The following is a 14,657-nucleotide window of genomic DNA, read 5'->3' as shown; positions in this document are numbered from 1 at the left end:
GACGGGCGGCGTTTTCGGACCGGGCTCGTTGGGCGGCCTGCAATCGCTCTGCATGGATCGGACCGGCGTCAGACGCCGGCGCGCGGCGCTGTCCGCCCCGGCCGGGGCCGGGATCTTCCCCCGCCAAACGAAAAACGCCCGGCCAGGGAAGGCCGGGCGTGACGGTTATGCAAAAGGCCTCAGTTACTCCAGGATTGGATCAGATCGTCATAGGCGACGGTCTTGGGCTCTTCTTCCTCGTCGGCGAGCTTCGGTTTCGGCGCGCCGGGCTGTTCCAGCCAGTATTCGGCGTCGCGTTCTTCGTTCAGCTTCGGCCCCAGATCGCCCTGCACGCCCGCGCGTTCGAGACGGCTCAGGACCTTTTCCTGATCGGCGCAAAGCGCGTCCAGTGCCTCTTGCGGGGTCTTCGCGCCCGACATCGCATCGCCGATATTCTGCCACCAGAGCTGGGCCAGCTTCGGATAGTCGGGGATGTTGGTGCCCGTCGGCGACCACTGCACCCGGGCGGGCGAGCGGTAGAACTCGACGAGCCCGCCCAGCATGGGCGCGCGGTCGGTGAAGTGCTGCGAGTTGATGGTGGAGTCGCGGATGAAGGTCAGACCCACGTCCGATTTCTTCACATCGACCGTCTTCGAGGTGACGAACTGGGCATAAAGCCAGGCCGCCTTGGCCCGGTCCACGGGCGTCGATTCCATCAGCGTCCAGGATCCGGCATCCTGATAGCCGATCTTCATGCCCTCTTCCCAATAGGCGCCATGCGGGCTGGGGGCCATCCGCCATTTCGGCGTGCCGTCCTCGTTCAGCACCGCGCCCGCGCCGTCGCCCACCATGTCGGCGGTGAAGGCGGTGTACCAGAACATCTGCTGGGCGATCTGGCCCTGGGCGGGCACCGGACCGGCCTCCGAGAAGGTCATCCCCGCCGCCGTGGGGGGCGAGTATTTCTGCAGCCATTCGATGGCCTTCGTCACCGCATAGACCGCCGCGGGCGAATTGGTGGCGCCGCCGCGGGCCATGCAGGACCCCACGGGCTGGCTGTTCTCGTTCACCCGGATGCCCCATTCGTCGACCGGCAGGCCATTGGGTTCGCCCTTGTCGCCCATGCCCGCCATCGACATCCAGGCATCGGTATAGCGCCAGCCGAGCGAGGGATCTTTCTTGCCGTAATCCATGTTGCCGTAGATCTCGCCCTCGGCGCCCATGTAGGACATGTCGCGGCCGGTGAAGAACTCGGCGATGTCCTCATAGGCCGACCAGTTGACCGGGACGCCCAGATCGTAGCCGTATTTGGCCTTGAAATCCTCCATGGTCTTCGGGTCGGTGAACCAGTCGTAGCGGAACCAGTAGAGGTTCGCGAATTGCTGGTCGGGCAGCTGATACAGCTTGCCGTCCGGGCCGGTGGTGAAGCTGGTGCCGATGAAGTCGTCCAGATCGAGGCCGGGGTTCGTCACGTCGGCGCCTTCGCCCGCCATCCAGTCGGTCAGGTTGCGGGCCTGCTGATAGCGCCAATGGGTGCCGATCAGGTCGCTGTCGTTGATATAGGCGTCATAGATGTTCTCGCCCGACTGCATCTGGGTCTGCAGCTTTTCGACCACGTCGCCCTCGCCGATCAGGTCATGGGTGACCTTGATGCCGGTGATCGCGCTGAAGGCCGGGGCCAGCACCTTGGATTCGTATTCATGGGTGGTGATGGTTTCCGAGACGACCTTGATCTCCATCCCCGCGAAGGGTTGGGCGGCGTCGACGAACCATTGCATCTCGGCCTCCTGATCGGCGCGCGACAGCACCGACATGTCGCCGATCTCGGCATCGAGGAAGCTGCGCGCCTCGTCCATCCCGGCCCAGGCGGGCAGCGCCAGAAGCGATAGCCCCAGCCCCAGCGCGGTTGTGCTTCGGTATCCGTGGGTCATGGTTTCCTCCCTATTGAACCCAGTATTCTTCGTGTCGTCGGGCCGTGCGTCAGCGCGGCGGGCCTCCAATCCCGCCGCCCGACCGTCCTGCGCGGGTCACACCCAGCGGAAGACGGCCGCGGCCCAGCCCGCGCAAAGGATCAGCGCGCCCCATTGCGGCCAGGGCGCAAGCCCCAGCCAGGCCAGATTGAGAAAGGCCGAGCCCAGCAGCGTGATGAAGAGCCGGTCGCCCCGGGTCGTCTCGATCCTGAGAACGCCCACGCGCGGGGTTTCCGGAAACCGGATCGCCAGCACGGTGAACAGCACCAGAAGCGCCGCGATCGTGGCGAAGAAGGCCGCCGTGGGCCAGGTCCAGGCCATCCAGTCCATGTGGCTACCCCGTCTTCACGTAGACATGCAGGCCGTGTTCCTTGCGGCCGGTATCCTCGATCCCGGCATAGCGGCCCTCGCGCACCGCCTGCAGGAAATCGTTGCCGATCCCCACCTTCTCGCCGATCCAGAGCGTGTCCCACCGGGCGCCTATCGCGTCGGGCAGGTGGAACTCGCCGGGCGCCAGCGCGTCGAGCGCATCCCGGATCATGGCTTCCTGATCTGCTGTCATCAAACCCTCCCGAGGGCAAAGCCCTTGGCGATGTAATTGCGCACGAAGTAGATCACGAGCGCGCCGGGCACGATGGTCAGCACACCCGCGGCGGCCAGCACCCCCCAGTCCAGTCCCGAGGCGCTGACCGTGCGTGTCATGGTAGCGGCGATGGGCTTGGCGTCCACGCTGGTCAGCGTCCGCGACAGCAGAAGCTCGACCCAGGAGAACATGAAGCAGAAGAAGGCCGCGACACCGATTCCGCTTGCGATCAGCGGCATGAAGATCTTCACGAAGAAGCGCGGGAAGGAATATCCGTCGATATAGGCGGTCTCGTCGATCTCGCGGGGCACGCCGCGCATGAAGCCTTCGAGGATCCAGACCGCCAGCGGCACGTTGAAGAGGCAATGCGCCAGCGCCACCGCGATATGGGTGTCGAAAAGCCCGACCGAGGAATAAAGCTGGAAGAAGGGCAGGGCAAAGACCGCGGGCGGCGCCATCCGGTTCGTCAGCAGCCAGAAGAACAGGTGCTTGTCGCCGAGGAAGGTGTAGCGGCTGAAGGCATAGGCCGCGGGCAGCGCCACGGTGATCGAGATCGCCGTGTTCATCACCACGTAGATCATCGAATTGACATAGCCCATGTACCAGGACGGATCGGTCAGAATGGTCGCGTAGTTCCGGAAGGTCAGATCGCGCGGCCAGAGGCTGAAGCTGCCGAGGATCTCGGCATTGGTCTTCAGGCTCATGTTCACCAGCCAGTAGATCGGCAAGAGCAGGAACAAAAGGTAGGCCACCATCACCACGGCGCGGACATTCACCCGGGGCAGGACGCGCGAGGCGGGCAGGGCGGGGGCGTCGGCCATCACTTGCCCTCCCGTTTTTCCATGTTCACCATCACGGTGTAGAACACGTAGGACACCAGCAGGATCACCAGGAAATACATCAGCGAGAAGGCGGCGGCGGGCCCTAGGTCGAACTGCCCCAGCGCCATCTTCACCAGATCGATCGACAGGAAGGTGGTGGCATTGCCGGGCCCGCCGCCGGTAACCACGAAAGGTTCGGTATAGATCATGAAGCTGTCCATGAACCTCAGCAGTACCGCGATCATCAGCACGCCCTGCATCTTCGGCAGCTCGATATGGCGAAAGACGGCCCAGCGGCTGGCCTGATCGATCCGGGCGGCCTGATAATAGGCGTTCGGGATCGATTGCAGCCCCGCATAGGCCAGAAGCGCCACCAGCGAGGTCCAGTGCCAGACATCCATCACGATGACCGTGGTCCAGGCGGCGAAGAAGCCTTGCGTGTAGTTGTAATCGACCCCCAGCGCGTTCAGCGTATAGCCCAGCAGCCCGATATCCTCGCGCCCGAAGATCTGCCAGATGGTGCCGACCACGTTCCACGGGATCAGAAGCGGCAGCGCCATCAGCACCAGACAGATCGAGGCCCAGGCGCCCTTCCTGGGCATCGATAGCGCGACGAGGATGCCCAGCGGCACCTCGATCGCGAGGATGATCCCCGAGAAGACAAGCTGACGCCCCAGCGCGTCCCACATCCGTTCGGATTCAAGCGTCTCGCGGAACCATTCGAGCCCGGCCCAGAAGAACTGGTTCTGCCCGAACGTGTCCTGCACCGAGTAGTTCACGACCGTCATCAGCGGGATCACCGCCGAGAAGGCCACCAGCACCAGCACCGGCAACACCAGGAACCAGGCCTTGTGATTGACTGTCTTTTCCATCAGGCGGCACTCCCCTGCGCCGGAGCGACCAGCCAGTCGTCGGCATAGACGTTGACGTTGGCCGGGTCGAAGACCACGCGCGCGGCATCGGCCGGAATGGCCTCGCCCTCGCTGGCGAGAATGTTGATCTCGGTACCGAAACAGGTCGCGCGCAGGATCTTGTGGCGGCCCACATCTTCGATGCGGCTGATCCGGACCGGCAGCCCCTCATCCCTGGACAGCCGGGCGAATTCGGGCCGCACCCCGATCCGGGTGCTGCCCGCCAGCGCTCCGTAGCGGCCTCCGAGGGGCACATGGGTTCCGTTCACATAGGCCCGGTCGCCCTCGATCGTCGCGGGCAGCAGGTTCATCCCCGGCGAGCCGATGAAATAGCCCACGAAGGTATGGGCAGGCCGCTCGAACAGCTCCTGCGGCGTACCCACCTGCACCACGCGGCCGTCATGCATCACCACGACCTTGTCGGCGAAGGTCAGCGCCTCGGTCTGGTCATGGGTGACGTAGATCATCGTGTGGCCGAATTCGTGATGCAGCGATTTCAGCTGGGTCCGAAGCTCCCATTTCATATGCGGGTCGATCACCGTCAGCGGCTCGTCGAACAGAAGCGCGTTGACCTCGCGGCGCACCATTCCACGACCCAGACTGATCTTCTGCTTGGCGTCCGCCGTCAGCCCGCGCGCCTTGCGGCCCAGCTGATCCTCCATGCCGATCATCCTGGCCACCGCCTGCACCCGTTCGGCGATATAGGCCGGGTCGCGGCCCCGGTTGCGCAACGGGAAGGCCAGGTTCTCGCGCACGGTCATGGTGTCGTAGACCACGGGAAACTGGAACACCTGCGCGATGTTGCGCTGGGCGGTGGGGGCGGCGGTCATGTCGACCCCGTCGAAGAGGATGCGCCCCCGGCTGGGATGCACGAGCCCCGAGATGATGTTCAGAAGCGTGGACTTGCCGCAGCCCGAGGCGCCCAGCAGGGCATAGGCCGCCCCGTCCTCCCAGTCGAGGTTCAGCTCTTTCAGGGCGTAGTCCTCGGGCGATTGCGGGGCGGGCAGGTAGGAATGGGCGAGGTGTTCCAGCGTGATCCGGGCCATGGTCTTCTCCTCAGGCCGCCAGGGCATAGGCGGCGGGGGCCACAAGCGCGCCGTCCTCGCCGAAGATGTAGACATGGGACGGGTCCAGATAGACCGGCAGCGCCGCCCCGATCTGAAGATCCCGGATACCGTGGATCACGCCCACCCAGCGCTCGCCGTGATGGTCGAGATGGATGAAGGTTTCGGACCCGGTGATCTCGAAGACCGCAAGCCCGGTGTGAAAGACCATGGCATCGGCGCTGTGGCGCTCGATCTCGACATGGTTGGGGCGGAAACCGGCAGTGTAGCGCCCGTCGGACAATGCCGCGAGCGCACCTTTCGCCTCGACCCATTGGCCGTCGCCGAACATCAGCCGCCCGCCGGTCTTCGAGATCCTGAGGAAGTTCATCGGCGGGTCCGAATAGACGCGCGCCGTGATCGCGTCCGCCGGTTGCCGATAGACCTTCGGCGCAGGCCCGAACTGGGTGATCCGCCCCTCCCACAGCGTCGCGGTGTTGCCGCCCAGCAAAAGCGCCTCTTCGGGTTCGGTGGTGGCATAGACGAAGATCGCACCGGACTCGGCGAAGATCCGCGGGATCTCGGCCCGAAGCTCCTCGCGCAGCTTGTAGTCGAGATTGGCCAGCGGCTCGTCCAGCAGCACGAGGCCCGCGTCCTTCACCAGCGCGCGGGCCAGCGCGCAGCGTTGCTGCTGGCCGCCCGACAGCTCCAGCGGCTTGCGGTCGAGCAGAGGCGACAGCCGCATCAGATCGGCCGTCTTCTTCACCGCGCGGTCGATTTCGTCGCGGCTGCGGCCCTCAAGCCGCAGGGGCGAGGCGATGTTGTCGTAGACCGTCATCGAGGGGTAGTTGATGAATTGCTGATAGACCATCGCGACGCGGCGGTCCTGCACCCGCTTGCCGGTGACGTCCTCGCCCCGCCACAGGATGCGGCCCGTCGAGGGCCGGTCGAGCCCGGCCATCAGCCGCATCAGCGTGGTCTTTCCCGACAGCGTCGGTCCCAGCAGCACGTTCATCGTGCCGGGGTCCAGCGTCAGATCGGTCGCATGGATATGCGTCCGGCCGTTCACGACCTTCGACAGGCCGTCAAGCGTCAGCGCCATCGCGGCACTCCTCCCTTTGTCGCGCCCCTGGCCCCGTCTCGACCGCCTATTCGGCGGCGGCTGGCATGTCCTCCAGGCGTCTTTCCGTCATCCAGGCGTCAAGCCCGGCAATCTGATCCCGGCTCAGTCTGAGCCCAAGCTTGCTGCGGCGCCAGACCACATCGGCGGCCTCGCGCGCGAATTCGCGGTCCATCAGCCAGCGCACCTCGGCTTCGGTCAAGGTCGCGCCGAAGTCGCGGCCCAGATCCTCGGGGCTGCGCGCGCCGTCCAGCAGGTCTGCCGCCTGGGTGCCATAGGCGCGCACCAGACGGTGCGCCCAGCAATCGGTCAGGAACGGGTGCGCCGCCCTGAGCCGCGCGATCAGATCCTCGACGCCGTCGACCGGAAAATCCCCGCCCGGCAGCGGCACGCCCGCGGTCCAGCGGCCCGGCAGGCCCTTCTGCACCTCGGCGATCTTCTCCAGCGCGGATTCCGCGAGGCGGCGATAGGTCGTGATCTTGCCGCCGAAGATGTTCAGCAGCGGCGCGCCGGCGCGGTCGAGCTTGACCACATAATCGCGCGAGGCGGCGGTGGCCGAGCCCTCGCCCTCGTCATGCAGCGGCCGCACGCCGGAATAGGTCCAGACGATATCCTCGACGGTGACGTCCTGCCGGAAATAGCGGTTCACAAAGGCCAGCAGGTAATCGCGCTCGGCCTCGGTGCAGACGGGGGGCGTGTCGGGGTCGGCATGTTCGGCATCGGTCGTGCCGATCAGGGTGAAATCGGTCTCGTAGGGGATGGCAAAGACGATCCGGCCGTCCTGCCCCTGAAAGAAATAGCACCGGTCGTGATCGAAGAGCTTTCGCGTCACGATATGGCTGCCGCGCACCAGACGCACCCGGTCGGACGAGGTTTCGTGCAGGGTCTCGCCGATCACCTCTCCGGCCCAGGGACCGGCGGCATTGACCAGCATCCGGGCGCGGCGGGTGAAGACCTCGCCGGTCTGCTGGTCGCGCAGCGTGACCGTCCAGACGTCCGGGCCGCGCGCGGCCCCGATGACACGGGTGCGGACCAGGATCTCGGCGCCGCGGTCGGCGGCATCGCGGGCGTTCAGCGCGACCAGGCGCGCGTCCTCGATCCAGCAGTCGGAATATTCATAGGCCCGCTGGAAGCTGTCCTTCAGCGGCTGGCCTGCCGGGTCTGTCGCCAGATCCAGCGTGCGGGTCGCGGGCAGGATCTTGCGGCCCCCGAGGCTGTCGTAAAGAAAAAGCCCCAGACGGATCATCCAGGCCGGGCGCCGTCCCTTCATCCAGGGCAGCACCGAGGTCAGCAGTTTCGACGCGGGCGTGCTGGCATCGAACCGCATCCGCGTGTCGAGTGGCAGCACGAAGCGCATCGGCCAGCTGATATGGGGCATCGCGCGCAGCAGAGTCTCGCGCTCGATCAGCGCCTCGCGGACCAGTCGGAACTCGAAATACTCGAGATAGCGCAGCCCGCCATGAAAGAGCTTGGTCGAAGCCGAGGAGGTCGCCGAGGCCAGATCGCCCATTTCGGCCAGCGTCACCGTCAGGCCGCGCCCGGCGGCGTCGCGGGCGATCCCGCAGCCATTGATGCCGCCGCCCACGATCAGCAGGTCGGTCGGATCGGGCCGGGGCGGTGACGCAAGGGGCGCGGGCATGAATCGGTCCTTTCGGTAGACTCAACGAACCACGCTGCGACAAGTTGCGTCAATCGGAATCTTCGTTTTTATTCCCTTTCTGTTCGCTATGATCTGAAGCGCGCAGCCTTATGCGCGATTGGCCGAACATGCCTTTCGCATTTGCAGCATGCGCGCGTCTTCGCCGCGGAACGCAGGCGATCTGTGCCGCCAATCCGGGTCGCGCCGCTTGCGGGGCGTCGGCAAATCGAACAATTTGGAGCGGAAAGGAAAGCCGATGTCCCAGACCCTGCGCGCCCCCGACATCCTCGACATCGCCCGCCGCGATGGCCGTGTCACCGTCGAGGCGCTGGCCGAACATTTCGGGGTGACGGTCCAGACCATCCGCCGCGACCTCGCCGATCTGGCCGAGGCGGGCAAGCTCGAGCGGGTGCATGGCGGGGCGATCCTGCCCTCGGGCGTGACCAATATCGGCTACGAACACCGGCGCGACCTGAACCCCGAGGCCAAGGCCGCCATTGCCCGGCGCTGTGCCCGGGCGATCCCCGACGAGGCGTCGGTCTTTCTCAATATCGGGACCTCGACCGAGGCGGTCGCGCGCGAGCTCTCGCATCACCGCAACCTTCTGGTCGTGACCAACAACATGAACGTGGCCAATATTCTGGTCGAGAATCCCGATTGCGAGATCGTGGTGGCGGGCGGCACGCTTCGGCGGTCGGATGCGGGGCTGGTCGGTACGCTGACCATGCGGGCGATCCAGGCCTTCAAGGTCGATTACGCGGTGATCGGCTGTTCGGCGCTGGACGAGGATGGCGATCTGCTGGATTTCGACATCCGCGAGGTCGGCGTCAGCCAGACCGTGATTTCGCAGGCCCGGCGCACTTTTCTGGTCGCCGACGCCACCAAGTTCGAACGGACCGCGCCGGTGCGGATCGCCTCGCTGGGCGATCTCGATGCGCTGTTCACCGACCGCCCCTTGCCCGGGATGCTGGCCGAGCGGTGCCGGGCCTGGAACACCCGGGTCGAGATCGCAGATTGAGGCCGCCCCTCGGGCCCGGCGCAACAGGCCCCTGTCAGCCGCTGGTCCGGCCGTAGGCCGCCATGAAGACCTGAACGGCCGAGGCGACCGAGGCCTCGATCTCGTCGGGCTCGGGGTCGGTCCGGCGTTTGCCGAAGAGCCGGGCGCGCCAGATGCCGGCCACGGTCAGTTCGATGAACTGGGCACTGGCCCGCTCGGGGTCGGGGACGTCCAGCCGCCCGGCGGCGCGTTCGCGGCGCAAAAGCGCGTTCAGGTCGTCATGGGTCCGCTGGGCGGCCGCCTCGTAGAACCGCGCCCCAAGTTCGGGCATGCGGTCGACGATGCCCGCGATGGTGCGCTGCCACTGGATCACATGATCGGTGCAGATCGTCGAGGCGAGGCGCTGGCCGAACCGGGTCAGCTTGTCCTCGAGCGGCAGATCGCCTTTCAAAAGCGCGTCGAAGCCCGCGAAGATCGCCTGGCGCTCGCGCGCTACAAGGGCCACGAAAAGATCGAGCTTATCCTCGAAATAGACGTAAAGCGTACCCTTCGAGACCCCGGCGGCCCGGCAGATCTCGTTCATGCTGGCGCCGTCGAAGCCCTTTTCCAGGAACTCCTTCATCGCGCCCTGCAGGATCTGGTCGCGCTTGGCGGGGTCCTCGCCCGCCGCATGGCGCCGGCAAACGCGGCCGCCGGGGCAGGTGTCGCTGTCGGTTCGGCTGGCGCCTTGCGGCATCTGTGCCGGTCCTTTCTTGGTCCCGAGGGCATGATCCTGGCGGCCTGACGGGAGTCGACAGGCCCGTCGCCGTCAGACCATTTAATCGAACCGACCGGTTCGATAAAGCCTTGATCGACTCGCGGCGATGCCCTAGACGGGGATCGAACCGCGCGGTTCGATCCGGCCCTGTGCCGGTCCCGCCAGACTTTCTCACGTCCCGCCGCTCCTGTGCCTTCTCCGAAAGCTGTCCCGATGTCGAAGCCGGAAACCCTGATGCGCGAGCCCCCTGCCGATGCCGGTGCCGTGCCGCCGACCGGCGACGGTCCCGCCGCGCCGAAACGGTCGCGCCGCAAGCCGGTGCTGGCGGTTCTGGCGGTGCTGGCGCTGGGCGGGGCGGGCTATGCCGGCTGGGGTTACTGGACCCATGGCCGGTTCGTCGAGCATACCGACGATGCCTATGTCCAGGCCGATATCGCCATGATTTCCAGCCGGGTGCAGGGCTATGTCAAAAGCCTGCCGGTCGAGGAAAACGCCCATGTCCATGCGGGCGACGTGCTGGTGCGGCTGGAGGATGACGATTATCGCATCGCGCTGGCCACCGCCGAAAGCCGCGCCGCCACGGCCGATCGCACGCTTGGCCGGATCGACGCCCAGATCGCTGCCGCGCGCGCCGCCGTCGTGCAGGCCGAGGCCGACCGCGACGCCGCCGAGGCCCAGCTTCGCACCGCGACCAACGCGCTTGAGCGGGTCAAGGGGCTGGTCGAGCGCAATTTTGCGGCGGTGGCCCAGCTCGATACCGCGACCGAGGATCACGACACCGCGCGGGCGACGCTGGCCAAGACCACCGCCGCCGTGGCCAGCGCGCGCGCCGAGGTCAATGTGCTGATCGCCCAGCGGGCCGAGGCCGAGGGCGACAAGCACCAGCTCGAACTCGCTGTGGATCAGGCCCGCCGCGACCTCGACCGCACGGTGCTGCGTGCGCCGACCGACGGCACGCTGGCCAATCTGGGGCTCGAGCCCGGCGATCTGGTGACCGCAGGCACCCGGCTGGCCGCGCTGGTCCCTGACGATGCGCTCTATGTCGAGGCGAACTTCAAGGAAACCCAGATGCAGGGCATCGCCCCCGGCGCCACGGTCGAGGTCACGCTGGACGCGCTGCCCGGCCGGCGCTTCGAGGGCAAGGTCACCTCGGCCGCACCCGCGACCGGGGCGGTCTTTTCGTTGCTTCCGGCCGAGAACGCGACCGGCAACTTCACCAAGGTCGTGCAGCGGGTGCCGGTGCGCATCCAGCTGCCGCCCGAGGCGCTGGCGACCGGACAGCTGCGCGCCGGGCTGTCGGCGGTGGTGTCGGTCGACACGCGCACCGGCGACGCGGCTGCCTCGCGGCTGGCCAGCGTGCACTAGGCGCCGCGCTCCGGGGCCCGCGAAATCATGTCCGCCGACGAGCCGCATCTGACGCCGCGCCGCGCCATCGCCTTCGTGGTCATGGTGTTCGGCATGTTCATGGCGATCCTGGACATCCAGATCGTCTCGGCCTCGCTGTCCGAGATCCAGGCCGGGCTTGCCGCCAGCCCCGACGAGATCAGCTGGGTCCAGACCAGCTATCTGATCTCCGAGGTGGTGATGATCCCGCTGTCGGGCTTTCTCGCCCGGATGATGTCGACGCGCTATCTGTTCGCGCTGTCGGCGGCGGGCTTCACCATTTCGAGCTTTCTTTGCGCCACCTCGACCAGCATCGAAGAGATGATCCTGTGGCGCGCGCTGCAGGGGTTCCTGGGCGGCGGCATGATCCCCTCGGTTTTTGCTGCGGCCTTCACCATCTTTCCGCCCTCGAAACGCAACGTGGTCTCGCCGATCATCGGTCTGATCGCCACGCTGGCGCCGACCGTCGGGCCGACGGTCGGCGGCTATCTCAGCTACACGCTGTCCTGGCACTGGCTCTTTCTGGTAAATGTGCTGCCCGGCATCGGCGTGACGCTGGGGGCCTTCCTGCTGATCGATTTCGACCGCCCGAACTGGAGCCTCTTCGAGCGGTTCGACTGGTGGGGCCTGCTGTCGCTGGCGGCGTTTCTGGGCGGGCTTGAATACGTGCTGGAAGAGGGGCCGGGCAATGACTGGCTGGCCGATGAAACGGTCGCGGTCTTCGTCGTCGTGACGCTGGTCGGCGGCATCGTCACCTTCTACAGGGTGCTGACCCGCGACGAGCCCATCGTCGATCTGTCGGCCTTCGGCAATGTCAATTTCGCGGTCGGGTCGGCCTTCAGCTTCGTGATGGGGATCGGGCTTTACGGGCTGACCTATCTTTACCCGCTCTATCTGGCCTCGATCCGCGGCTATGACAGCCTGATGATCGGCGAGACGGTCTTCGTTTCGGGGCTGGCGATGTTCGTCACAGCACCGATTGCGGGCTTTCTGGCGGGCCGGGTCGATCTGCGACTGATGCTGCTTGTAGGCTTCGTCGGCTTCGCGATCTCGACCTGGATGCTGACCGGCATGACCGCCGAGTGGGATTTCCAGGAACTGCTGGTGCCGCAGATCCTGCGCGGCATGTCGCTGATGCTGAGCATGGTGCCGATCAACAACCTCGCGCTCGGCACGCTGTCGCGCGACAAGATGAAGGGCGGCTCGGGGCTGTTCAACCTGATGCGCAACCTTGGCGGTGCGGTCGGGCTGGCGGTCATCAACACCCAGCTTTCCGACCGGGGTGCGCTCCATTACGACCGCCTGCGCGAGGCCATCACCTGGACCAATGACGAGGCGATGCGGCAGCTTTCGCTGATGGCCGGGAACCTCTCGTCGCGCGGTCTCGACGGGCAGACCGGGGCGCTGGCGCAGATGGCCGCGCGGGTGCGCCAGCAGGCAACGGTGATGTCCTTCATCGACGTCTTCCTGATGCTGGCGGTGCTGTTCGCGGGGCTTGCGGTGACCGCTTTCCTGATGCGGGCACCGCAGCGGGCGGGCGGGGGCGGCCACTAGCGCGGGCGATCCGGCTCAGACCCCGGTCCAGCCCGACAACCCCTTGCGGAAGACCGTGACGCTTTCGGGCCGGAACGCACCCTCGCGCGCCACCATCCGGGTCAGCTCGATCTGGTCGCCCTCGATGGCCAGCCGGGCGAAGTCGTTTTCCTGCCCGCGCAGCCGGGTCGAGAGCCCGGTGCCCACATGCACCTGCAAGACCCGACGTCCAGCCTCGCGGGTCAGGAACGGCTCGGCCCGCCAGCGGTGCAGATGGCCCGACAGCACGATGTCGGCGCCGCAGCGCGCCAGCGCCTCGAGCGAGGGCGCGGCATGTTTCATCAGACGTTTCGGCGTGCCGGGGGCCTGTTCGAACGGGTGATGTGCCATGGCAAGACGCGGGCCCGGCGCGCCCTCGAAGGCCGCGCAGGCCGCGTCGAGATCGCGGCGCCTGACCTTGCCGCGCTGCCAGCGCAGCGGATCGACGGTGTTGAACCCCTGAACCGTCAGCGTGCCGATTTGGGTCCGGGGCGCCAGATCGGCCGAGATATGGCGGCGATAGCGGGCGTAAGGGCGCAGCAGCCGCAGCCAAGGATTGTCGAGCGGTACGTCGTGATTGCCGGGCACCGCCAGCCAGGGGGCCTCGATCCGGTCGAGAAAGCCGCGCGCGGCGCGGAACTGGCCGGTCCGGGCGCGCTGGGTCAGATCGCCGGTGACCGCCACCAGATCGGTCTTGTCCCCGTTCAGCGCGTCAAGCAGCGGGTCCAGCAGTTCGGGCGCGGTGCGGCCGAAATGCAGGTCCGAGATATGCGCGATCCGGATCACGCGGCCGCGCCCGGCACCAGCACGCGCAGCGGCCGGTCGCGGCGGCGGATCGTCAGCGGCGCCTGCATCATCTGCCGTTCGCCGTCGCGCGCGACCAGGACCCTGGGCCGCCCCGGGTCGATCACGATCCGCGACGCGCGGTGCAGTTCGAAATCCTGACCCTCCTGCGCCGCGCGCAGCGCAAGCCCCAGCGTCGCCCGGGCGATCTCGGCCCGGCTGGCGGCGGGGGCGGTGAACAGCGGGAAGGCGCCCGTCTCGAGCGCATCGATGCCGCCGAGATTGAACTGCCGCAGCTGGTAGGCGCTGTTGGCAACGAAAGCCAGCGGTGTGCGCAGGGTCAGGGTCTGGCCGTCAAGGTCGATCCGCAGCCGCATCGCCCGGCGCATGCCGACCAGCGTCTGGGCCACCGACCAGTAGGCGGCGGCGCGGCTCCGGCCCCAGCGGCGATAGGTGGTCTCGCGCCGTTCGAGGATCGCGGGATAAAGCCCGAGGCTTGCATTGTTGAGAAAGACCGCGCCGTTGACCTCGCCAAGGCGCAGCTCGGCGGTGGTTCCTCCGGCCAGTGCTGCGACCGCCGCCTCGGGGTCCAGCGGGATGCCGAGCCCGCGCGCGAAATAGTTGAACGTGCCTTGCGGGATCACGCCAAGCGTCGCGTCGCGGTCATGGCAGGCCTCGGCCACGGCGCAGATCGTGCCGTCGCCGCCCGCTGCAACCAGCGTGCCGCAACCCTGGTCCAGCGCCTCATGGGCCAGCGCCGTCAGGCTCTGGCCGGGGCGCGGGCTGCGGATCTCGGCCTCGAGCCCGGTTCGGTCGAGAAGATCGCGCAGCATCTCGCTGCGAGAGGCCGGGCCGGAATGGTCTCCGGCGCGGTCGTTGACGATGAGGCAGACGGCGGCGGGGCGGGTCATCGGTGGCGGGTGTCCTTTGAAGCGCCCGGTTCCGGGCAGGGCAGAGCCGCAACGCCCCGGGTTGCCAGCCGTTCCATGCCGCAACCCGTCAACGCTTGCCTGCGAGGCCACGTTCGCCAATGGCGGGAACCGCGCGCGGTCTCGCGCGTTGAATGCCACGATCTTGCAGCCCCGGAGGAGATGCCCTTGAA

The 14,657-nt window shown here is 67.0% G+C and carries 14 protein-coding genes; 3 read left to right on the top strand and 11 right to left on the bottom strand.

All coding sequences use genetic code 11. The features are described 5' to 3' along the window. Positions 1-179: 179 nt before the first annotated feature. The 8 genes from EV657_RS10160 to glpD all read right to left on the bottom strand — a co-directional run bounded on the left by EV657_RS10160 (position 180) and on the right by glpD (position 8,063). Positions 180-1,907 (bottom strand): ABC transporter substrate-binding protein, encoded by a 1,728-nt coding sequence (locus EV657_RS10160; protein WP_134077812.1) that lies wholly within the window; start codon positions 1,905-1,907, stop codon positions 180-182. Positions 1,908-2,003: 96 nt separating this feature from the next. Continuing rightward, positions 2,004-2,276, bottom strand: coding sequence for a DUF2160 domain-containing protein (locus EV657_RS10155; RefSeq protein WP_075786211.1), 273 nt, complete (start codon positions 2,274-2,276; stop codon positions 2,004-2,006). A gap of 4 nt (positions 2,277-2,280) precedes the next feature. Next, on the bottom strand, positions 2,281-2,508 hold the full coding sequence (locus EV657_RS10150) for a DUF1413 domain-containing protein (RefSeq protein WP_075786210.1): 228 nt from the start codon (positions 2,506-2,508) through the stop codon (positions 2,281-2,283). Continuing rightward, on the bottom strand, positions 2,508-3,350 hold the full coding sequence (locus EV657_RS10145; RefSeq protein WP_075786209.1) for a carbohydrate ABC transporter permease: 843 nt from the start codon (positions 3,348-3,350) through the stop codon (positions 2,508-2,510). Before EV657_RS10145 ends, EV657_RS10150 begins: the two co-directional genes overlap by 1 nt. Next, positions 3,350-4,222: a carbohydrate ABC transporter permease gene (locus EV657_RS10140; RefSeq protein WP_134077811.1), complete on the bottom strand. Its 873-nt coding sequence runs from the start codon at positions 4,220-4,222 to the stop codon at positions 3,350-3,352. The genes EV657_RS10145 and EV657_RS10140 overlap by 1 nt, the downstream gene beginning before the upstream one ends. Next, the gene (locus tag EV657_RS10135) at positions 4,222-5,307 is read right to left on the bottom strand and encodes an ABC transporter ATP-binding protein (protein ID WP_113668257.1); all 1,086 of its coding nucleotides are present in this window, start codon (positions 5,305-5,307) and stop codon (positions 4,222-4,224) included. The genes EV657_RS10140 and EV657_RS10135 overlap by 1 nt, the downstream gene beginning before the upstream one ends. Positions 5,308-5,317: 10 nt before the next feature. Then, a complete protein-coding gene (locus EV657_RS10130; RefSeq protein ID WP_113668190.1) occupies positions 5,318-6,406 on the bottom strand; it encodes an ABC transporter ATP-binding protein in 1,089 nt (362 codons plus the stop codon). Positions 6,407-6,452: 46 nt separating this feature from the next. Then, entirely contained in the window at positions 6,453-8,063 is a 1,611-nt protein-coding gene (glpD, locus tag EV657_RS10125; protein WP_134077810.1) for a glycerol-3-phosphate dehydrogenase, read from the bottom strand. Positions 8,064-8,319: 256 nt separating this feature from the next. Here glpD and EV657_RS10120 point away from each other — a divergent pair, with 256 nt between their 5' ends. Beyond that, a complete protein-coding gene (locus EV657_RS10120) occupies positions 8,320-9,081 on the top strand; it encodes a DeoR/GlpR family DNA-binding transcription regulator (protein WP_075786205.1) in 762 nt (253 codons plus the stop codon). Between the two features lie 34 nt (positions 9,082-9,115). On the opposite strand, the gene EV657_RS10115 is transcribed toward EV657_RS10120, so the two are convergent. Then, positions 9,116-9,796: a TetR/AcrR family transcriptional regulator gene (locus EV657_RS10115; protein ID WP_134077809.1), complete on the bottom strand. Its 681-nt coding sequence runs from the start codon at positions 9,794-9,796 to the stop codon at positions 9,116-9,118. A 255-nt stretch (positions 9,797-10,051) separates the two neighbouring features. Here EV657_RS10115 and EV657_RS10110 point away from each other — a divergent pair, with 255 nt between their 5' ends. Continuing rightward, complete coding sequence (locus EV657_RS10110; protein WP_243837543.1) at positions 10,052-11,182, top strand: HlyD family secretion protein; 1,131 nt, start codon at positions 10,052-10,054, stop codon at positions 11,180-11,182. 27 nt (positions 11,183-11,209) lie between these two features. Then, positions 11,210-12,754: a DHA2 family efflux MFS transporter permease subunit gene (locus EV657_RS10105; protein WP_134077807.1), complete on the top strand. Its 1,545-nt coding sequence runs from the start codon at positions 11,210-11,212 to the stop codon at positions 12,752-12,754. 15 nt (positions 12,755-12,769) lie between these two features. On the opposite strand, the gene EV657_RS10100 is transcribed toward EV657_RS10105, so the two are convergent. Next, a complete protein-coding gene (locus tag EV657_RS10100; RefSeq protein WP_113668194.1) occupies positions 12,770-13,558 on the bottom strand; it encodes a metallophosphoesterase family protein in 789 nt (262 codons plus the stop codon). Then, entirely contained in the window at positions 13,555-14,466 is a 912-nt protein-coding gene (locus tag EV657_RS10095; RefSeq protein ID WP_134077806.1) for a diacylglycerol/lipid kinase family protein, read from the bottom strand. The genes EV657_RS10100 and EV657_RS10095 overlap by 4 nt, the downstream gene beginning before the upstream one ends. Positions 14,467-14,657: the final 191 nt, after the last annotated feature.

Source organism: Rhodovulum visakhapatnamense (assembly GCF_004365965.1).
GTDB classification, from domain to species: Bacteria; Pseudomonadota; Alphaproteobacteria; order Rhodobacterales; family Rhodobacteraceae; genus Rhodovulum; species Rhodovulum visakhapatnamense.
Note: the sequence above shows the minus strand (reverse complement) of the source record. Positions and strands in the feature narration are given on the sequence as shown.